The organism is Marmoricola sp. RAF53 (assembly GCF_052114005.1).
Lineage (GTDB): Bacteria > Actinomycetota > Actinomycetes > Propionibacteriales > Nocardioidaceae > Marmoricola.
Window position 1 is genome coordinate 48,297 of the sequence record NZ_JBFRDX010000026.1, and the last position, 18,954, is coordinate 67,250.

The 18,954-nt window shown below is 71.8% G+C and carries 19 protein-coding genes, 3 tRNA genes and 1 pseudogene; 11 read left to right on the forward strand and 12 right to left on the reverse strand.

Going from position 1 to position 18,954, the window contains the following annotated elements:
• Nucleotides 1-11: 11 nt before the first annotated feature.
• The 4 genes from AB4Y76_RS18380 to AB4Y76_RS18395 all read left to right on the forward strand — a co-directional run bounded on the left by AB4Y76_RS18380 (nt 12) and on the right by AB4Y76_RS18395 (nt 3,184).
• Complete coding sequence (locus tag AB4Y76_RS18380) at nt 12-950, forward strand: ABC transporter ATP-binding protein (RefSeq protein ID WP_441927926.1); 939 nt, start codon at nt 12-14, stop codon at nt 948-950.
• Nucleotides 947-1,723, forward strand: a complete 777-nt coding sequence (locus tag AB4Y76_RS18385; RefSeq protein WP_441927928.1) for an ABC transporter permease — start codon at nt 947-949, stop codon at nt 1,721-1,723. The genes AB4Y76_RS18380 and AB4Y76_RS18385 overlap by 4 nt, the downstream gene beginning before the upstream one ends.
• A gap of 113 nt (nt 1,724-1,836) precedes the next feature.
• Nucleotides 1,837-2,556 (forward strand): ribonuclease PH, encoded by a 720-nt coding sequence (gene rph / locus AB4Y76_RS18390; protein ID WP_441927930.1) that lies wholly within the window; start codon nt 1,837-1,839, stop codon nt 2,554-2,556.
• Complete coding sequence (locus AB4Y76_RS18395) at nt 2,549-3,184, forward strand: non-canonical purine NTP pyrophosphatase (RefSeq protein WP_441927932.1); 636 nt, start codon at nt 2,549-2,551, stop codon at nt 3,182-3,184. The genes rph and AB4Y76_RS18395 overlap by 8 nt, the downstream gene beginning before the upstream one ends.
• A 1-nt stretch (nt 3,185) precedes the next feature.
• Here AB4Y76_RS18395 and AB4Y76_RS18400 read toward each other — a convergent pair.
• Both AB4Y76_RS18400 and AB4Y76_RS18405 read right to left on the reverse strand, forming a co-directional pair.
• Nucleotides 3,186-3,258: transfer RNA gene (locus tag AB4Y76_RS18400), tRNA-Leu, on the reverse strand.
• 54 nt (nt 3,259-3,312) lie between these two features.
• Nucleotides 3,313-3,579 (reverse strand): annotated as a pseudogene (locus AB4Y76_RS18405) (redoxin domain-containing protein); the annotation flags it as partial.
• Between the two features lie 49 nt (nt 3,580-3,628).
• Between AB4Y76_RS18405 and AB4Y76_RS18410 the strand changes: the two are divergent.
• Together AB4Y76_RS18410 and AB4Y76_RS18415 are read left to right on the forward strand one after the other, a co-directional pair.
• The gene (locus AB4Y76_RS18410) at nt 3,629-3,874 is read left to right on the forward strand and encodes a DUF3618 domain-containing protein (protein ID WP_441927933.1); all 246 of its coding nucleotides are present in this window, start codon (nt 3,629-3,631) and stop codon (nt 3,872-3,874) included.
• A gap of 67 nt (nt 3,875-3,941) precedes the next feature.
• Nucleotides 3,942-4,241 carry a GroES family chaperonin gene (locus AB4Y76_RS18415; protein ID WP_441927962.1) on the forward strand — a complete coding sequence of 100 codons (300 nt, stop codon included), beginning with the start codon at nt 3,942-3,944 and terminating at the stop codon, nt 4,239-4,241.
• A gap of 5 nt (nt 4,242-4,246) precedes the next feature.
• On the opposite strand, the gene AB4Y76_RS18420 is transcribed toward AB4Y76_RS18415, so the two are convergent.
• The 7 genes from AB4Y76_RS18420 to AB4Y76_RS18450 all read right to left on the reverse strand — a co-directional run bounded on the left by AB4Y76_RS18420 (nt 4,247) and on the right by AB4Y76_RS18450 (nt 13,041).
• Nucleotides 4,247-5,311: a DNA adenine methylase gene (locus AB4Y76_RS18420; protein ID WP_441927935.1), complete on the reverse strand. Its 1,065-nt coding sequence runs from the start codon at nt 5,309-5,311 to the stop codon at nt 4,247-4,249.
• A complete protein-coding gene (locus AB4Y76_RS18425; RefSeq protein WP_441927937.1) occupies nt 5,308-7,356 on the reverse strand; it encodes an ATP-binding protein in 2,049 nt (682 codons plus the stop codon). Before AB4Y76_RS18425 ends, AB4Y76_RS18420 begins: the two co-directional genes overlap by 4 nt.
• 167 nt (nt 7,357-7,523) lie before the next feature.
• Entirely contained in the window at nt 7,524-9,065 is a 1,542-nt protein-coding gene (locus AB4Y76_RS18430) for a hypothetical protein (protein WP_441927939.1), read from the reverse strand.
• 105 nt (nt 9,066-9,170) lie between these two features.
• Nucleotides 9,171-10,523 (reverse strand): LPXTG cell wall anchor domain-containing protein, encoded by a 1,353-nt coding sequence (locus tag AB4Y76_RS18435; protein ID WP_441927941.1) that lies wholly within the window; start codon nt 10,521-10,523, stop codon nt 9,171-9,173.
• A gap of 211 nt (nt 10,524-10,734) precedes the next feature.
• Complete coding sequence (locus tag AB4Y76_RS18440; RefSeq protein ID WP_441927942.1) at nt 10,735-11,016, reverse strand: hypothetical protein; 282 nt, start codon at nt 11,014-11,016, stop codon at nt 10,735-10,737.
• A 295-nt stretch (nt 11,017-11,311) separates the two neighbouring features.
• Nucleotides 11,312-11,387 (reverse strand) — tRNA-Lys (locus AB4Y76_RS18445).
• Between the two features lie 82 nt (nt 11,388-11,469).
• Nucleotides 11,470-13,041 (reverse strand): phytoene desaturase family protein, encoded by a 1,572-nt coding sequence (locus AB4Y76_RS18450; RefSeq protein WP_441927944.1) that lies wholly within the window; start codon nt 13,039-13,041, stop codon nt 11,470-11,472.
• A 104-nt stretch (nt 13,042-13,145) separates the two neighbouring features.
• Here AB4Y76_RS18450 and AB4Y76_RS18455 point away from each other — a divergent pair, with 104 nt between their 5' ends.
• Together AB4Y76_RS18455 and AB4Y76_RS18460 are read left to right on the forward strand one after the other, a co-directional pair.
• A complete protein-coding gene (locus AB4Y76_RS18455) occupies nt 13,146-13,517 on the forward strand; it encodes a hypothetical protein (RefSeq protein WP_441927946.1) in 372 nt (123 codons plus the stop codon).
• Nucleotides 13,518-13,584: 67 nt separating this feature from the next.
• Complete coding sequence (locus tag AB4Y76_RS18460) at nt 13,585-14,565, forward strand: pirin family protein (RefSeq protein WP_441927948.1); 981 nt, start codon at nt 13,585-13,587, stop codon at nt 14,563-14,565.
• 40 nt (nt 14,566-14,605) lie between these two features.
• Here AB4Y76_RS18460 and AB4Y76_RS18465 read toward each other — a convergent pair whose 3' ends face one another.
• From AB4Y76_RS18465 to orn, 3 genes are all read right to left on the reverse strand, one after another.
• Nucleotides 14,606-15,082 (reverse strand): hypothetical protein, encoded by a 477-nt coding sequence (locus AB4Y76_RS18465; RefSeq protein WP_441927950.1) that lies wholly within the window; start codon nt 15,080-15,082, stop codon nt 14,606-14,608.
• Nucleotides 15,083-15,245: 163 nt separating this feature from the next.
• A tRNA-His gene (locus tag AB4Y76_RS18470) sits at nt 15,246-15,318 on the reverse strand.
• A gap of 83 nt (nt 15,319-15,401) precedes the next feature.
• The gene (orn, locus tag AB4Y76_RS18475; protein WP_441927952.1) at nt 15,402-16,028 is read right to left on the reverse strand and encodes an oligoribonuclease; all 627 of its coding nucleotides are present in this window, start codon (nt 16,026-16,028) and stop codon (nt 15,402-15,404) included.
• A gap of 73 nt (nt 16,029-16,101) precedes the next feature.
• Between orn and AB4Y76_RS18480 the strand changes: the two genes are divergently transcribed.
• From AB4Y76_RS18480 to AB4Y76_RS18490, 3 genes are read left to right on the forward strand one after another with little or no spacing between them, the layout of a single operon-like run.
• Nucleotides 16,102-16,587 carry a DoxX family protein gene (locus tag AB4Y76_RS18480; RefSeq protein WP_441927954.1) on the forward strand — a complete coding sequence of 162 codons (486 nt, stop codon included), beginning with the start codon at nt 16,102-16,104 and terminating at the stop codon, nt 16,585-16,587.
• Nucleotides 16,568-17,308 carry a thioredoxin domain-containing protein gene (locus AB4Y76_RS18485; protein ID WP_441927956.1) on the forward strand — a complete coding sequence of 247 codons (741 nt, stop codon included), beginning with the start codon at nt 16,568-16,570 and terminating at the stop codon, nt 17,306-17,308. Before AB4Y76_RS18480 ends, AB4Y76_RS18485 begins: the two co-directional genes overlap by 20 nt.
• Before the next feature lie 53 nt (nt 17,309-17,361).
• Entirely contained in the window at nt 17,362-18,372 is a 1,011-nt protein-coding gene (locus tag AB4Y76_RS18490) for an adenosine deaminase (protein ID WP_441927958.1), read from the forward strand.
• Nucleotides 18,373-18,954: the final 582 nt, after the last annotated feature.

Genomic DNA, 18,954 nt, shown 5'->3' on the forward strand with positions numbered 1-18,954 from the left:
GGCTGGGGTCCATGATCAAGCTCGAGGGAGTCACCAAGCGCTACGGCGAGTTCACCGCCGTCGACGACGTGTCCTTCGTCGCCCAGGCCGGTCGCGTGACCGGGTTCCTGGGACCGAACGGGGCCGGCAAGTCGACGAGCATGCGGATCATGGTGGGGCTGACCCCGCCGGACCGCGGGACCGCCACCATCGGGGGGCACCGGTACGCCGACATCCCCAACCCGGGACGCCACGTCGGCGTCCTGCTCGACGCTTCCGCGCAGCACGCCGGCCGCACCGGCCGCGAGGTGCTCACCCTGACCGCCCTCACCATGGGGCTGGAGGAGAAGCGGGTCGACGAGATGCTCGAGCTCGTCGGGCTCAACGACAAGGAGTCCAAGCGCCGGGTCAAGAACTACTCGCTCGGCATGCGCCAGCGGCTCGGCATCGCGAACGCCCTGATCGGGGACCCGTCGGTGCTGATCCTGGACGAGCCGGCCARCGGCCTGGACCCGGCCGGCATCCACTGGATGCGGAGCCTGCTGCGGCACTACGCCGAGCGCGGCGGCACCGTGCTGCTCTCCTCGCACCTGCTGCACGAGGTCGAGATGATCGCCGACGAGCTGGTGCTCATCGGCAGCGGCCGGATCGTCGCCCAGGGCACCAAGGCGGAGCTGCTCCAGACCGCCGGCACGTTCGTGCGGCCGGAGAGCCCGGAGAAGCTGACCGCGGCGCTGTCCGAGGCCGGCATCAAGGCGATCCCGTCGGGCGACGGCGGGTACCGCGCGGAGGTCGACCCGATCGACATCGGCCGGGTGGCCGCCGCCGCCGGCGTCGTCCTGTCCGAGCTCCGGCCGGCCGACGGGGCCGGCCTGGAGGAGATGTTCCTCGAGCTGACCGCGAGCGACGCCCGCGAGGCCCTTCCCGGAGCGACGCAGCCGGGTGCGACCCAGAACGGAGTCCAGGCATGAGCACCACCACCTACGCCGCGACGCTCGACGTGAGCGCGACGCCGCACGTGCCGATGAGCCGGCTGGTCAAGGTCGAGCTCCGCAAGATGGTCGACACCCGGGCCGGCATGTGGCTGATGATCACGATGGCCGCGGTCACCGTGATCGCGGTGACGATCTTCGGGTTCGCCGCGGGCGACTCGGAGCAGACCTTCCTGAACTTCATGCAGTTCGCCGGTGCTCCCCAGGGGTTCCTGCTCCCCGTGATGGGCATCCTGCTGGTCACCCAGGAGTGGGGCCAGCGGACCGCGATGGTGACCTTCGCGCTGGAGCCGCGCCGCGGCAAGGTGCTCGCCGCGAAGGTGTACGCCGCGCTGCTGATCGGGCTGGCGGCCTTCCTCGTGGCGATCGCCGTGGCGGCGGTGGCGACGGTCGTCTTCGGGCCCTCGGGCGCGCTGACCGACGTCGGCCCGATGGACTTCGTGAAGTTCGGGATCATCCAGGTCGCGGGCATCCTTCAGGGCCTCGCCTTCGGTCTGCTGTTCCTCAACAGTGCCGCCGCGATCGTCCTGTACTTCATCCTGCCGACGGTCTTCTCGATCATCGCGAACGTGTGGAGCTTCCTGGCCGACAAGGCCGCCTGGATCGACTTCGGCACCGCTCAGGGGCCGTTCTTCGACTCCGGGAACCCGACCGGGCAGGAATGGGCGCAGCTCCTGGTCACCGGGACGATCTGGGTCATCATCCCGTTCGTCCTCGGCGCCTGGCGGATGCTCCGCGCCGAGCTCAAGTAGCTCCCGGCCCGAAAGACGCGCCCTCCCTCCCGAGGGCACGGGACGACGGGGTGGTGCCCTCTCGGGTGCCACCCCGTCGCGCCGTCCGGAGCAACATTGCCTAGGCTCGCTGCATGACCCGAGCTGACGGCCGCGCCGACGACGAACTCCGCCCGATCACCTTCACCCGGAACTGGCAGGACCACCCGGCCGGCTCGGTGCTCGTGGAGTTCGGCCGGACCAGGGTGCTGTGCGCCGCGTCCGCGTCGATCGGCGTCCCGCGCTGGCGGAAGGGCTCCGGTCTCGGCTGGGTCACCGCCGAGTACGCGATGCTCCCGTCGGCCACCAACACCCGGTCGGACCGCGAGTCGGTCAAGGGCCGGATCGGTGGCCGCACCCACGAGATCTCCCGGCTGATCGGCCGCTCGCTGCGCGCGGTCGTCGACTACAAGGCGCTCGGCGAGAACACGATCGTGCTCGACTGCGACGTGCTCCAGGCCGACGGCGGCACCCGGACGGCGGCGATCACCGGCGCGTACGTCGCGCTGGCCGACGCGGTCGCCCACCTCAAGGGCGAGGGCGCGCTGGCAGGCGACCCGCTGATCGGCTCGGTGGCGGCGGTCTCGGTCGGCATCATCGACGGCGTCCCGCGGCTCGACCTGCCCTACGAGGAGGACGTCCGGGCGGAGACCGACATGAACGTGGTGATGAACGGCGCCGGCGCGTTCATCGAGGTCCAGGGCACCGCCGAGGGCGCGCCGTTCGTGCGCTCCGAGCTGGACGCGTTGCTCGCGCTCGCCGAGAAGGGCTGCGCGGACCTGACCCGGCTCCAGCAGGAGGCCCTGAGTGCCTGAGGCCCACCCCCGGCGGATCTTCCTCGCGTCCCGCAACGCCAAGAAGATCGCCGAGATGGAGCGGATCCTCGGCGCGACGATGCCGGGGCTGAAGGTGCTCGGGCTCGACGACGTGGCGGCGTACGAGGAGCCGGTGGAGGACCAGCCCGACTTCGCCGGAAACGCGCTGGTGAAGGCGCGCGCCGGCTTGGCCGTGACCGGGCTGCCGTCGCTGGCCGACGACAGCGGGCTCTGCGTCGACGCGCTCAACGGGATGCCGGGTGTGCTCTCGGCGCGCTGGTCCGGACCGCCCAAGGATGACGCCCGCAACAACGCCCTGCTGCTCGCCCAGCTCGAGGACGTCCCCGACGAGCGCCGCGGGGCGGAGTTCCGCTGCGCCGTCGCGCTGGTCGTCCCCGGGCCCGACGGCACCCCGGTCGAGCGCGTCGTCGAGGGCGCCATGCGCGGCCGGGTGATCCGGGAGCTCCGCGGCACCGGCGGCTTCGGCTACGACGTGCTCTTCGTCCCCGACGACCAGGACGGCGACCTCACCTCGGCGGAGATGACCGCCGAGGCCAAGGACGCCATCTCCCACCGCGGCCGCTCGCTGCGGGCGATCGCCCCGGTGGTCGCCGAGATCCTCGGTTGAGTACGCCCGGTGAGATTCGAACTCACACTGTCACCGACCTAAACGGTGTGCCTCTGCCGTTGGGCTACGGGCGCTCAACCGCAAAGTCTAGGGAGTCGTGGGGGGGGGGGGGGGGGGGGGGGGGGGGTGATGGTCAGGCCGTCGCGCTCGCGGAACTTCGCGAGCTTCTCCGGCTTGTCGGGGGAGATGCCGACGACGGTGTACCCGGCCGACTTGAGCGAGGCGATGTTGTCGCTGAAGTCGCAGGCCTGCTTCGTGCAGCCCGGGGTCATCGCGGCCGGGTAGAAGTACACGATCACCTTGCCGCCGCGCAGGTCCGCGAGGTGGACCGAGCCGCCGTCGTCGGTGGGGAGGGTGAAGTCGGGGGCCGGGTCACCGGGGGTCAGTCGCGTCATGGGCGACACGGTAACGTTCTGCCGGTCAGTACCGACTGGAGGAGTGGCTGTGGCCGACAAGAACCTGGGTTCACTCGAGAACGACGTCGAGATCACCCGAGCGCGACTGGCCTCGACGATCGACCAGCTCGCCTACCGGACGAGCCCGAAGACGATCGCGAAGCGTGAGGCCAACCAGTTCAAGGCCTACTTCGTGGACGAGAACGGCCCGCGCACCGAGAACATCGTCAAGGTCGTCGGCGGCGTCGTCGCCGTCATCGTCGCGGCCAAGCTCCTCCGCAAGATCGTCGGCTGACAGGCACGTGAGCAAGCGCACCACCGCGTCCGCGACGGACGCCTCGGGGGACCGCACCCCCATCCGGATGCTGCACGACCGCGTCCTGGTCGCCCTCGACAAGGAGGCCGGGGAGCGGAAGTCGAGCGGCGGCATCCTCATCCCGGCCACCGCCGCGATGGGCGGCAAGCGGTTGGCCTGGTGCCGGGTCGTCGGGATCGGGTCCCTGGTGCGCTCGGTCCAGGTCGACGACCGGGTCCTCTTCGACCCCGAGGAGAAGGCCGAGGTCGAGGTCAACGGCGAGCTCTACATCGTGCTGCGCGAGCGTGACATCCACGCGGTCGCGGCCGACCGTCTCGGCGACAGCCCGACCGGGCTCTACCTCTAGGACGATCAGGCCGGCGCGGCCAGCCGGCCGGTCTCCAGCGCGGCGGCCACCTTCGCGGCCGGACCGGCCACGAAGACGAGCTCGGTGTTGTGCAACCGCCCGACCCGGCCGACCTTCTTGCCGTCGCCGTTGAAGATGCCGATCCGGGCGCCGACGTACCGGCGCGACTCGAAGCCCAGCACGCCGACCTCCTCGTGGCCGGCGTCGCGCAGCCACCCGGTCATCTGCTCGGCGGTCACCCACGACTCGTCGTTGTAGGAGACGACCACGACCTCGGCGTCGACCGAGGAGATCAGCTGCTCCAGCGCCAGCGGCATCTCCCGCTTCCGGTTGAAGACGCTCTTGGTGCCGTCGTCGCGCGCGTCCACCCGCTTGCAGGCGATCCCGTAGTGCTCGGGGGCGTCCCAGCGGACCAGGGTCTCCCAGACGTGGTAGTTCGTGAAGTAGCGGTGCTGGTTGTACGGCGGGTCCAGGTATGCCAGGTCGACCCGCGGCACCGCCGTCGCCGTCGCCAGCGCGTCGCCGTGGACGGTCCGCCCGGCGCCGGGGAGCAGGTCCGGGCGGCGCAGGCTCAGCGCGTCGTACGAGCGCGGCGACCAGGACTTCAGGTAGGCCATCTGCAGGCCGGTGGTCGAGTCCACCCGGTCGGCCGCGTCCAGGAGCGCGGTGAGCAGGACCGGGCGGAGCGGGCTGGTCGGGTACCGCTCCTCGATCGCGTCCCGGATCGCGTCGATCCGCATCCCGTTGTGCGGCTGGAAGTACCGGGACCGCTCGCAGAAGGTCTCGGTGACGTACCCCCGCACTCCGGGGACGGCGGCCAGCGCGGCCAGCGCGTCGTCGAGCTCGGCGAGGTCCACCCGGGCGGCGTCGGTGGCGACGTAGCAGTCGCTGAACACCGCCGAGTACGACGCCACGTCGGCCGCCGTGACGTGCAGCCCGCGGCGCTTGAGCTCCTGGGCGACCCGGGTGGTGCCGGTGAAGAGGTCCAGCGCCGTCCGGGCGCCGACCGCCTCGGCGATGTCGCCGAGGACGCCGACGAGGAGCCGCTTCGAGCCCAGGTACTTGATCACGACGCCACCACCCGCCGCACGGCCGTCCCCGGGAGTGTCACCCGGAAGACCGAGCCCTCGCCGTACACCGACTGCGCCTCGATCTCGCCCGCGTGCTTGTCGGTGATCGCCTTCGCGATCGAGAGGCCGAGGCCGCTTCCGGGCACCGCGTACGCGTGCGCGTCGTCGGTCCGGAAGAAGCGGGTGAACAGCTGCGCGCCCGCCTCGGCGGGGATGCCGATCCCGGTGTCCTGCACCTCGATCACCGGGCCGCGGTGCTCGTCCGCCGCGAGCAGCCGGACCACGATCCGGCCGCCGTCGGGGGTGAACTTGACGGCGTTCGTGGCCAGGTTGATGACGAGCCGCTCGAGCTCGCCGGCGTGCCCGACGATCACCACGGGCTCGTCCGGCAGCTCGACGTCGAAGGCCAGCTCGCGGCGCAGCAGGGTCGGGCGGACCACTTCCATCGCGCGGGTGATCACCTCGGTCAGGTCCACCTCGCCCGTGCTGCGGCGCTGGTCGACGTTCTCCAGGCTGGACAGGGTGAGCAGGTCGTCGATCAGGGTGAGCAGCCGCCGGCTGTTCTGGTCGATCCGGGCCATCGCGTCCACCTGGGCCGGCATCGGCTCGCCGTACACGCCGTCGAGGAGGAGCTCGAGGTAGCCGACGATGTTGGTGATCGGTGTGCGCAGCTCGTGGCTGACCGAGGAGATGAAGGCGTCCTTGACCTGGTCCACCTCGATGAGGCGGGCGACCGCGCGGCGCTCGGTCTTCAGCGCCTTCTCCAGGGCCTCCTGGGCCTCGATCCGGTCGGTGATGTCGTCGCCGGTGGCGACGTAGCCGACGAACCGGCCGAGGTCGTCGGTGATCGGGCTGAGGATCGTCGACAGCGTCCGCGCGATGCCGTCCTTGCGCACGAACTGCCAGTCCGTCGCGGTGCCCGGCGGCAGCTGCCCGGCGGCGCGGACGACCGACACGTACGTCGGGTCGACGCCGAGGATCCTGGCCTGCCGGGCGAGCTCGGCGTCGGTGTGGAACATCCGGGTGGACTGCCCGTACACCTCCTCGGGCGTGTACCCCAGGATCGATTCGGCGGCCGGGCTGAACAGGTTGATCCGGCCCAGGTCGTCGGTGCCGATGATCGCGATGCCGCGGGCGCTCTGCACCAGGCGTTCGCTGCGGGCGCGCTCGCGCATCGCCTGGTCGGCGCTGCGCCGCTGCATCGCCACCGCCATCGCGAACGGGATCGTGACCATCGCGCAGGCGAGCAGGAAGGCCTGCTGGGGCAGGTGCTGGAACTCGGGGTCCAGCCGCATCAGGTAGGGGTCGGAGAACGGCCCGACGCCCTCCTTGCTCAGCGTGCTGGAGATGACTGCGACCGTCACCAGCTGGTACATCGCCTCGCGCATCGGTGCCCGGAACGCGACCCAGCCCAGCGGGGGGATCACCAGGAACACCAGGCTCGGCACCTGGGTCGTGGTGAACGCCAGGACCGTGACCGTGATCGTCGTGGTCCAGGCGAGGATCCGCTCGGTGGTGCCGTACCCCACCTGGGGGCCGATCGGCCGGCGGAAGAGCCCGAGCAGGATCAGCTCGCTCGCCAGGTGGGTGGTGAACGCCGCGATCGCCACCTCCCAGCCGACGCCGAAGCCGGCCAGCGCCGCGGTGACGCCGAAGACGACGGCACCGGTGAGCGCGGCGAGGACGCAGGCCAGCAGGTAGTGGCCGAAGTCGTCGGTGTCGAGCAGGCGCTGCCGCCGGGCCTTCCGGGCCGACAGCAGGTGGCGGGCGACCAGCGCCTCCAGCGTGATGCCGAGGCCGTAGCCGGCGGCCACCTCGACCGGGTAGGCGGCGATCGCGAAGGTGGCGAAGGCCAGCGCCGGCAGCAGCGCGGCGACGTACGGGACCCAGCGTCGCGGGGTGATCAGCAGGGCGCCGGAGGAGAGGCCGACCGGCCACATGTAGCCGATGTGGCTGCCGGCCGGCGCGGTCGCCGCGGAGGCCAGCCCGAGGGTGAACACGAGGACCAGGACCAGGGCCAGGCGCAACGCCTGAAGTCTGCCCATGCCGCCTCCGTGTGTGGTGTCCGCGCACTCTAACTGCGCGGACCGGGCCGTTCGGGCCGACAGGCCGGGACGTGCAGCGGTCCCGGAAGCCGCGGGTTCGCTGGCCCGATCATCCCATCGGCACGGGGGTTCCGCTGCCGATCCGCGAGACGTGCCGGGCGGTCCGTCTAGGAGCCGTCGGCGATCCGGAGGAGCCCGCCGACCGTCCCCACGTACGCCGCTCCGTCGGGTCCGAGCGTCACCGGCGCGTAGTTGTTGTTGAAGAAGATCCCGCTGCCGGTGAGCCGGGAGAAGACCTGCTTGCCGGTGCGCAGGTCGAACGCGGTGAAGTACCAGCTGTCGGGGGCGAGGGTCCCGGTCACCGGGAGCACCTTCCAGGCCAGCTCGGCCGCGGTCGGGTGGGTGTAGGCGTAGAGCAGGCCGGTGCCGAGGCTCGCCTTCGCCACCACGGTCGGGATCCGCGCGGTCCGGTTCTCCCAGGCGGTCCGGCAGCCGCCGTGGCGGTAGTCGACCTTGATCCGCGCGACGCCGGGCTCGGTGTCGGGGATCCGGCCCAGGCCGTTCTGGAGCGGGCCGAGGTAGCCGTAGTTGTTCTCGGCGATCAGCCCGCCGGGCACCGAGACCAGGCTGTTCTCGTCGGAGCCCCGGCCGGACGCGAAGACCGGCCGGCGGCACAGCGCCCGGCCGGGGCCGGCCTTGCCGCGCTTGAAGACCACCACGTGCATCCGCGGCTCGGCGTTGTCGGTGATCGCGACCCAGCCGCCGCCGGGGGACTTCGCGGAGCCGATCAGCGTGGGTGTGGTGCCGGTGCCGCGGCTCACCTGGCCGGGCTTGACCCGGGTGCCGCGGTCGTAGGCCTTGCGCCAGGTGATCGCGGGCCGGTCGCGGCGGGCGTCGTACCGGTAGAGCGCGTGCGTGGAGGCGATGAAGACGCCGCCGGACTCGTCCATCGCGAAGCTGTTCGCGATCGTCTCGCCGGCGGGCAGCTTCTGCGCGCGGACCTGGCCGCTCCGGGTCACCAGGCCGACGACGCCGCTCTGGGTGACGAACCAGATCCGCCCGGCCCAGTCCGGGAGCGCCGACTGGATCCCGGAGCCGCGGGTCGCTGCGCTGAGGTCGACGTCACGCACCTTGGTCAGGGTGTCGCCGGTGACTTCGATCGTCACCAGGTGGCCGGTCGAGGTGGAGACCACGGCCCGGTCCTGGTGGTCGAGGTAGAAGTAGCCGCCGCCGGAGAAGTCGGTGAAGGAGACCTTGCCCTTGCGCGGCGGGAGCTCGAACTTCGCGATGGTGGCGAGCGACTTCGGGTCCAGCAGCCGCAGCGTCACCGCGCCGGGGGTGACGCAGACGGTGACGATCCGGCCGCGGCGGTCGAAGGTCACCGAGCCGCAGAGCCCGACGTACAGGGTGCTGGTGACCTTCAGGTCGCGGCCCAGCGGCCCGCGCCGGTTGTAGGCGTCGGTCTGGTAGGCGTCGTCGTGGATGTTGCTGCCGCCGTTGCGCGCCATGAACGGGTGCTGCGGGATCCGCTGCGCGGGGTAGGGCCGGGCCACGGCCGGGGTGCCGGTGAAGTCGTCGAGCAGCAGGTCGCGGGCGTCCGGCGGGATCGGGACCGCCGGCGTCGAGGCGACGGCCGGTCCGAGGGCGGCCGCGGCGAGCGCGAGCGCCGCGGCCGCGGCGGACAGGGCGGTGACCAGGCGACGGTTCATGAGCCGGGATAGTAGACCAGGTTGGTCGACTTCGGCGGTTTCCTGCGAAGCAGACGTGGGCGGCCCCCAGGAGGGAAGGGGCCGCCCACGGTGCCTCGTGGAGCGTCAGTCCAGGGCGCCGCGGCGCCGGGAGCCGAGCACGACCACGGCGCCGAGGAGGAGCGACGCGATGCCGGCCGGGGCCATCCAGCCCGGGACCTCGTTGCCGGTGTTCGGCAGGACCGTCGCGGCCGCGGGCGCTGCCGCCTGGCCGCCCTCGTTCGTGGCGGTCTCCGGGGAGGCCACGGCCACCGGGCCCTCGGTCGTGCCACCCTCGGTCGTGCCGCCCTCGTCGGTCGGAGTCTGGGTGCCGCCGCCGTCGGTCGTCGGCGGGACCAGGACCGGGGGCTCGGTGCACGGCTGGGTCGGCGGGAGCTCGGGGGTGACCAGCACGGCCGGGTCGGTGTACTCCGCGGAGATCAGCAGGTGCTGCGCGGCCTGGTCGACCACCTCGACGGCGTCGCCGACGGTCTCCCACCCGTCGCCTGCCGGCGCGGTGGCGGACGGCTCGGGAGCGGTCTCGCGGTCGGTGCGGCTGCGCTCCCCGCCGGTCGCCTCGTAGCCGTCGGGCGCGGTGGCGCCCCAGGCGGTGTCGTCCGGGTCCAGGTCGTGGTGGGTGCTCTGCAGCGACCAGCCGGTGCCGGCGGGCGCGTCGGTGCCGTCGACGGTCTCGGTCTCGGTGGTGTCGGCGCCGGGGCGCGAGTCCTGCGGGCCGGTCCAGTCGCCGCCCGGCGCGGTCGTGGCCCACGCCGACTCGGTGTGCGACGCCTGGGGCACCGCGGGGACGGCGGGCGTGCCGGGGATCGCCGGGGTGCCCGGGACGGCGGGCTTCGCGGGGACGTCGACGACCCAGTCCTGACGGGTGACGGCGTCGGTGACGACGCGGTCCCGGGTGTTGCCGGTCTTGTCCCAGCCCTGGGTCTTCCAGTCCGGGTCCTCCCAGCGGAGCTTCCCGTTGGACTGCTGGACGAACTCGGCCTCGAAGACCGTCACCGCCGGTGTGAGCACGGTGGTCACCCAGTGGCCGACCTCCGGCTGGGCCGGGGTTCCGGGGACCGCGGGGGTGCCGGGGACGGCGGGGATCGCGGGGACGGCGGCCCGGTCGATCACCGTGCGGGTGAAGAGGTACTCGGTGAGGCCGGGGACGACCCGCGACCAGGTGGTCGAGGTGAGGACCCGGGCGAACTCCAGCTCGGTGCTGGTGACGTCGCGGGCCCAGGTCCACTCCAGGTGCGTGACCGCCGGGACGTCGAGGTACTGGGCGGGGTGGAGGACCGGGTCGGTCCACACCGCGGGGACGCCCGGCTGACCGCAGGGGCGGTCGCCGAGCCCGTCGGCGTGCGCCGGCGCGGCGAGCGAGAGCGCCGAGGCGACGGCGACGGCGGCGAGACCGCCGGTGAGGAAGCGCGGAGCAGACATGGTTCGGGGCCCTCTTTCGTGGTTGACCGTGACGTCCGGGTCAACGAGGCCTCGACATCGGGCGTTACGCCCTAAAGCGGACTATCCGCCCTGATAGGGATATTCGGGACGTAGGTCCCGGGGTCGCCGACCGGCCCTGGGAGCGGGCCCGGGAACGCGGAAGCCCCCGGGTGGACCCGGGGGCTTCTCGCGGAACGTCTCAGGCGAGCTCTCAGGCGAAGGCGACCGTACGCCGGCGCGCGGTGCTGACCACGGCGATGCCGGCGAGCATCACAGCGATGCCGGCCGGGAGCAGCCAGACCGGAAGGTCTGCCGTGCTGCCGATCGAGGCGGCGGCGTCGCCGGTGTCCTGCTTGACCGGGGCGACCGTCGCCGACGAGCTCGAGGCGCGGCTGCTGTTGTCGGCTGCCTGGGTCGACGGCATCGCGAACACGAAGACGGCCAGCGAGGCCACGATGAGGAAGCCGCTGACGATGAAACGAGGACCGGACATTGGTCGCCTCCTTCGCAGATCGGATCCGGAACGACGGAGTGTCGGAGCCGGGTACGGGGTGATCAACGACTCACCCGCGACGGGGCTATGGGGAGGAACCAGGATGTTTCGCCTAACCGGGATGACATTCCTGTTAACGCATGCCGCACTTGTCGCAGATCGGCGGTCTGCCACATTCGGACGGTGTGTCCGCCACGGTGTCGCGTGGAGGTGGTCCCGGGTTCATCCGTGGGTCACCGGAATTGCGAAGGCCACCCCTCGTGGAGGAGTGGCCTTGGCGGTGCTGGTGCGGTGGTGGTGCGCCATCAGGGACTCGAACCCCGAACCCGCTGATTAAGAGTCAGCTGCTCTGCCAATTGAGCTAATGGCGCGTGAAGCGAGTGGAACGATAGCAGCCGTCCGGGCCGGAGAAGAAATCGGATCCGCCCGTTGTGTCCGTCCTCACCGCCCGTGTTAGCCGAGGTCGAGGACCGCCTGCGCGGCGTTGTGCCCGCCGAGGCCGCTGACGGCCCCGCCCCGACGTGCTCCGGAGCCGCAGAGCAGCACCGAGCCGATGTCGGTCGCGACGCCCCACTGCTGTTGCGGCGTGGTCAGCGCCTCCCGGTTCGAGGCCCACGGCCAGGCCAGGTCGCCGTGGAAGATGTGCCCGCCCGGCATCGCCAGGTCGTCCTCGACCTCCTGCGGGGTCTTCGCCTCCACGCAGAGGTGGCCGTCCGGGGTGCTCATCACGCAGGAGAGCAGCGGCTCGGTCAGGTGCTCGTCGATGGTCTCGATCGCGCGGCGCACCGCCTCGAGCTTCGCGTCCGGGTCGGTGGCGAACAGCGCCTCGGGCATGTGCAGTCCGAAGTAGGTCAGCGTGTGCGCGCCGGCGCCGGCCAGCTCGCCGAGGATCGAGGGGTCGGTGAGCGAGTGGCAGTAGAGCTCGCCCGGCGGGCGGGTCGGGATCCGGCCACCGGCCGCCTCGGCGTACGACGTCTGCAGCTCGTCGTACCCCTCGGCGACGTGGAAGGTGCCGGCGAAGGCGGTGCGGGGGTCCTCGCCGGAGCGGAGCCCGGGCAGCCGGGAGAGCAGGAAGTTGATCTTCAGCTGGGCGCCCGACGGCTTGGTGGCCGGGTCCGCCTGCGCCCCGAGCAGGATGTCGAGGACCCACGGCGCGACGTTGCCGAGGACGAACCGGGCCCGCACCGCGTGGTGCCGGGAGCCGTCGTGCCAGGTGACCTCGGCGCCGTCGTCGTCGGCGTCGATCCGGGAGACGCCCGACGAGGTGAGGATCTCGGCGCCCGCGGTCGTGGCTGCGCGGGCGAGCGCGTCGCTGACCGCGCCCATGCCGCGGACCGGGACCTTCCACTCTCCCGTGCCGTTGCCGATCAGGTGGTAGAGGAAGCAGCGGTTCTGGGCCAGGGAGGGGTCGTGCAGGTCGGCGAAGGTGCCGATCAGGCCGTCGGTGGCGACGACGCCGCGGACCAGGTCGTCGGTGAACCGCTTCTCGATCGTCTCGCCGAGGGGGTGCTCGACGAGGTCGGCCCAGGTGCCGGGGTCGATGCCGGCGGCCATCTCGCGGGCGGGGACGAGGCGCTCGGTGAGGGTGGGCGCGACCCGCGTCGCGACACCGGCGACGTCGGCGTAGAACTGTCGCCAGGCGTCGTACTCGCGGTCGTCGCCGGTCAGCCGCCGGAACGACTCGCGGGTCGCCGGTCCCTCGTCGTGCTCGACCAGCAGGCCGACCGGGCGGCCGTCGCGCACCGTGGGGGAGTAGGACGCGACCGACCGGGATCGCAGCTCGACGTCGAGGTCGAGGTCGCCGACGATGCTCTCCGGCAGCAGCGAGACCAGGTAGGAGTACCGCGACAGCCGCGCGCCGAGGCCGGGGAACGCGGTCGCGCTGACGGCGGCGCCGCCGACCCGGTCGAGCCGTTCGAGGACCAGGACGGAGAGGCCGGCGCGGGCGAGGTAGGCCGCGGCGGTGAGCCCGTTGTGGCCCCCGCCCACGACCGCCACGTCGTAGCTCTGCTGGCGTGCACTCATCTGAGCACCGTAGTCGGCGGGCACGTGGTGCGCGTCACCCGGACATAACCGTCCCGGCCGCTGCCTCGTTGACGGGTTCTCCGCACACGCACCCGGGAGGCGGGATGTTCTTCCTTCGACGGCCACGGCCCAGGCCGCTGAGCTCGTACGTCGTCCGCGTGCTCGTCCCGCGCACGGTGCTGTTCTCGACGGTGGCCGGTGCCCTGCTCGTCGGGCAGGTGATGGCGGTCGACCCGCTGGCCGCGCCGGCCGACAGCGAGCCGGTCCGGGTGCCCTCGTGGACCGCAGGGGACGCGGCCGCGCACCCGGGGTGCGTGGCGTCGCGCGACTGGCCGGAGGGGCGGCCGGCGGATGCCGTGGTGGTGCACTCGTTCCGCGACGGCGTCCGCGAGCGGATGGACTTCGACGTGGCCTGGGCGCGCAACCACGACGCGTCCGAGTCCGACGACGTCTGGGTGGTCGGCGTCTGCCCCTGAGCGGCCCTCCGGGTTCCCGCCGCCAGGGGTCTTGAAAAAAGTTCAATCTTAAACTAACGTCGAGGTCATGCCAGCAGTGACCGTGGACGACCTGACCGTGCTGCACCGCCTGCCCGTCCCGGGCCTCGGTGACACGGTCCGCCCTGTCAAGCAGGTCATCGACGCCCCCTCGGGCTACGAGGGTGAGGGGTTCCCGGTACGCCGGGCCTTCGCCGGTGTCGACCTGCGTGACCTCGACCCCTTCATCCACATGGATCAGATGGGCGAGGTCGAGTACGCGCCGGGAGAGCCGAAGGGCACTCCCTGGCACCCGCACCGCGGCTTCGAGACCGTCACCTACATCATCGACGGCGTCTTCGACCACCACGACAGCCACGGCGGTGGCGGCACCATCACCAACGGGGACACCCAGTGGATGACCGCCGGCTCCGGCCTGCTCCACATCGAGGCCCCGCCGGAGTGGCTCGTCCAGTCCGGCGGCCTCTTCCACGGCATCCAGCTCTGGGTGAACCTGCCCAAGGACGCCAAGTGGAACGCCCCGCACTACCAGGACATCCGGTCGGCGCAGGTCGGCCTGGCCACCTCGGCCGACGCCGGCGCGCTCGTCCGGGTGATCGCCGGCAACGTCGGCGAGGCCACCGGTCCCGGGTCGACGTACACGCCGATGACGATGGTGCACGCCACCGTCGAACCCGGCGCCCGGCTGGACCTGCCCTGGGACAACACCTACAACGCGCTCGTCTACGTGCTGTCCGGGCACGGCTCGGTCGGCCTGGAGCAGAAGCCGTTGCGGATGGGCAACCTGGCCGTCCTCGGCGCCGGCGACTTCGTCACCGTCGAGGGGGCCAAGAGTCAGGACAGCCGGACCCCCGCCTTCGACGTGCTGGTCATCGGCGGCCGCCCGATCCGCGAGCCGGTCGCCTGGGCCGGTCCGTTCGTGATGAACACCAAGGCCGAGGTGATGCAGGCCTACGAGGACTTCCAGAAGGGCCGGCTCGGCACCATCCCGAGCGTCCACGGCGCGCCGACGACGCTCCAGGAGGGCTGACCTCCGGGAGCGCCGCGGGGCGCGACGTGCTGGCGCGGTCTCAGTGCGGGAAGAGCGGCGCGACGGTCAACGTGAACGACCAGCGCGGGTCGACGAACCTGTTCTGGTGCACGAACCGGTGCGCCATCGTGAGCGCCTCCAGGCCGTTCGGGAACGGCCCGCTGTAGGTGATCTCGCCGGTTCCGATGTCCCGGGTGATCACGATGTGCGGGTAGGTCGCGACCTCCGCCTCTGCCTCCTGGGTCGCCCGGTGCAGCAGCAGCTCCGCCGCTCCCGGGCTCATCGCGGCCAGGTCCTCGACCGGGTAGGCACCCGGCGGCGGCGGGGCCTCGTCGCCCGCGGAGCGGTGGCCGGGTGCGTGGGCGCCGTACTCGTGGAAGCCGGGCGGGCACGAGCAGTCCCGGGAGGTGATGGGCTCGGTCGGCAGGTGACGGCCGGGCAGGCCGGTCCCGCGCTTGACGGCGCGGCCGGGGCGCCGGTGGCGCGGAGGCGGGCGGTCGGTCTCGTTGCTGGGCAAGGGCGGACTCCTGGGAGGGGAGGGGTGTCTCGCCACCAAGACCGCGTTGCCCGCCGTACGTGACGCCGTCCCCGCTATGACCTGGCTCACATCCGGGACTGACCGACGGCGTCGGGATCCGGAAACGACGAAGGCCCCTCCGTGTCGGAGGAGCCTTCACCAGGGTGAGTAACGGGACTCGAACCCGCGACATCCGCCACCACAAGGCGGCGCTCTACCAGCTGAGCTATACCCACCATCACCCACGCCTGGGGCGTGAGCAGGGATGAGTGTACCGAAGGTTGGCGGGTGCTCCGAATCGGGTCCGGAGACCCGGTCCTCAGGCCTCCTCGGGCACCGTCGCGCCGGTGAGCGCGCCCTGGTGCAGGGCGGCGATCCGGCGGGCCTCGTCGCCGTCCGGGCCGGGGGCGGGCACGAAGACGGCCTCGCGGTAGAAGCGCAGCTCCTCGATGCTCTCCTGGATGTCGGCGAGCGCGCGGTGACCGCCCGACTTCGCCGGCGCGTTGTAGTAGGTGCGCGGGTACCAGCGCCGGCTGAGCTCCTTGATCGAGGAGACGTCGACGATCCGGTAGTGCAGGAACGCCTCCAGCTCGGGCATGTCCCGGGCCAGGAAGGACCGGTCGGTGGCGACCGTGTTGCCGGCCAGCGGCGGGCGGCTGCCGTCGGGGCAGTGCTCCTTGATGTAGGCGAGCACCCGCGCCTGGGCGTCCTCCATCGTCGTGCCCGCGTCGAGCTCCTCGAGCAGCCCGGACCTGATGTGCATCTCGCGGACGAACGGGACCATCTGCTCCAGCGCCTCGGCCGGCGGCTTGATCACCACGTCGATCCCGTCGCCGAGCACGTTCAGCTCGAAGTCGGTCACCAGGGCCGCCACCTCGATCAGCGCGTCCGCGCCCAGGTCGAGGCCGGTCATCTCACAGTCGATCCACACGAGTCGGTCGTTCACGATCCGGAGCCTACTCAGGTCGGTCTCAGGGGGAGCCTGCGGAGATCTCAGGAGGGATCTCTAGGGTGGCAGCATGTTGCGCTGGTCCGGGCTTCTCGCGCGCCTCGTCGTGGGCGGCGTCTGGCTGTACGCCGGCCTGCTCAAGGTGGGCGACCCGGCGTCCAGCGTCACCGCGGTCCGCTCCTACCAGCTGCTTCCGATCGGGATGACCGAGCCGGTCGGCAACCTGCTGCCGATGCTCGAGGTCGTCGTCGGCGCCTGTCTGCTGCTCGGCCTGCTGACCCGGTACACGGGAGCTGTCTCGGCCGTGCTGCAGCTCGCCTTCATCATCGGGATCGCGTCGGTGTGGAGCCGGGGCATCGCGATCAACTGCGGCTGCTTCGGTGACGGCGGCTACGACCCCGACGCGTTCTCGAAGTACCCCTGGGAGATCGCCCGCGACACCGGGCTGCTCCTGCTGTCCCTGTTCCTGGTGTGGCGGCCGCGGACCCCGCTGGCCGTCGACAACCTGCTGTTCCCCGAGCCCGAGGAGTCGACCCTTGTCGAAGCAGAATCGTGACCAGAGCCGCGCCGAGCGGGCGGCCGCGGTGCGCGCGGAGCAGGCTCGCGGCGAGCGCAACCGCCGGCTCGCGATCGTCGTCGGAATCCTGGTCGTCCTCGGCGCGATCGTCGCCGGCGGCGCCTGGTACGCCTCCGGCGGCAAGAAGGATTCCTCCGCGACCACCAGCGCGACGGTCGCCGCGGGCGACGGCTCGGTCGTCGTCGGCGACGACAGCGCCCCGGTGAAGGTGCTGATCTACGAAGACTTCCAGTGTCCCTACTGCCGCCAGCTGGAGCAGCAGACCCGGGACTTCCTCAGCGAGAACGCGGCCGACGGGAAGGTCCAGGTCGAGTACCGGCCGATCCACCTGCTCACCGACCTGCCCTACTCGGCCAAGGCGCTGAACGCGTTCGCCGCGGTGCTCGCCCACGGGACGCCCGAGGAAGCCCTCAAGCTGCACAACATCCTCTACGACAACCAGCCCTACGAGTCGGACTCGGCGAGCGTCACCGACGCCGACATCGCCGACATGGTCGCGCAGTCGGGGGCGAAGGGGCCGGAGATCGACGCAGCCCTGAAGACCACCGACACCGCGTTCTTCGCGGCCGCGGACCAGGCGATGCAGGAGGCGCAGGTCCAAGGCACCCCGACGGTGCTGGTCGACGGCAAGCAGCTCACCGGCACGAGCGTGCCGGACCTGGTCAGCCAGATCGAGACCGCGGTCACCAACGCCGGTTGAGGAAGGCGCTCCGCGCCTGTCTCGACACCGCCGCTCCCTGGCACCATGGCGTCATGACCGACCTGAGCGCCTTCATCGCCGGCCTCCCGAAGGCCGAGCTGCACGTCCACCACGTCGGATCGGCGTCGCCGCGCACGGTCGCGGCCCTCGCCGAGCGCCACCCCGGGACGGTGCCGAGCGATCCGGACGCGCTCGCCGAATTCTTCGCCTTCCGCGACTTCGCGCACTTCATCGAGGTCTACCTGGCGGTGGTGGACCTGATCCGCACCCCGGAGGACATCCACCTGCTCACCTACGAGGTCGCCCGGGAGATGGCCGAGGGGCAGAACCTGAGGTACGCCGAGCTCACCTGCACGCCGTACACGTCGGTGCTCGCGGGGATCCCGATCGAGGCCTACGGCGAGGCCATCGAGGACGCCCGCCTCGCCGCCGAGCGCGACTTCGGCCTGCGGCTGCAGTGGATCTACGACATCCCGGGGGAGTTCGGGGTCCCGGCGGCCGACGCCACGCTCGGCTACGTGCTGAACCACCCGACCGACGGGCTGGTGGCGTTCGGGCTCGGCGGGCCCGAGGTCGGCGTACCGCGGCCGCAGTTCGAGCCGCACTTCGCGGCGGCGCGGGCCGCCGGGCTCCACAGCGTCCCGCACGCCGGGGAGACCACCGGGCCGGAGACGATCTGGGACGCGCTGAACCTGCTCGGGGCCGAGAGGATCGGCCACGGCACCTCCGCGGCGCAGGACCCGGAGCTGCTGGCACACCTGGCGGCGACCGGCGTCCCGCTCGAGGTGTGCCCGTCCTCGAACATCGCCACCCGGGCGGTGGCCACCCTCGCCGAGCACCCGATCACCGCGTTCCGCGACGCCGGGGTGGTGGTCACCGTGAACAGCGACGACCCGCCGATGTTCTCGACGACGCTCAACCGCGAGTACGAGATCGCCGCCGAGCTGCTCGGCCTGGACGAGGACGGGATCCGGGACCTGGCCAAGGCAGCGGTCCGGGCTGCCTTCGTCGACGACGCCTTCAAGGACGGGCTCTGCGCCGAGATCGACGCCTACCGGCCGTAGGCCGGGACCGGACGTAGTAGGGCCAGCGGTCTCATACTCCGCTGGCCCACCCTCTTTCTACGCGAGGGACGGACCCAGGTTCGACGCGACACGCGTACGCCGTGGTGCGGATCACCGGGTCCCGGGTGAATTGCGGCGGAACGGATCGGTCCGGCCGGGACGAGGGACGCGCCGTCTCGGCTCTTGGGGGCAGGAGACGAGACGGCGCGTACGGGGGACATCGTGCCGAGACGATCGGGCAGGTGTCTGTAGTTCTTTGACGCCACCCGGGAGGAGCCGTTCGGCCCTGCCGCCGTGGACGCGGAACCGCCCGTCTCGTCGCGTGCGGAACGGCGAGACGGGCGGCTTGGGAGGGATCGACGTCGGGGGAGCGACGCCCCGTTTCCGGTGGTCCGCTCTTACCCGGGGACGTTTCGGATCAAACCTGGGTGCCCCTGAAGTACTTCGGTTGAGGGGTGACAGATCTACTTCGGTTGATCCGTGACACTCGTTTGCACTCTAGGACGTCGCTGGGGCGCCTGGGATCGCTTGACCCTCACCTCCCCAGGGTTGGTTCGCTTCTCGGTGCGCAGCAGCTTGTCG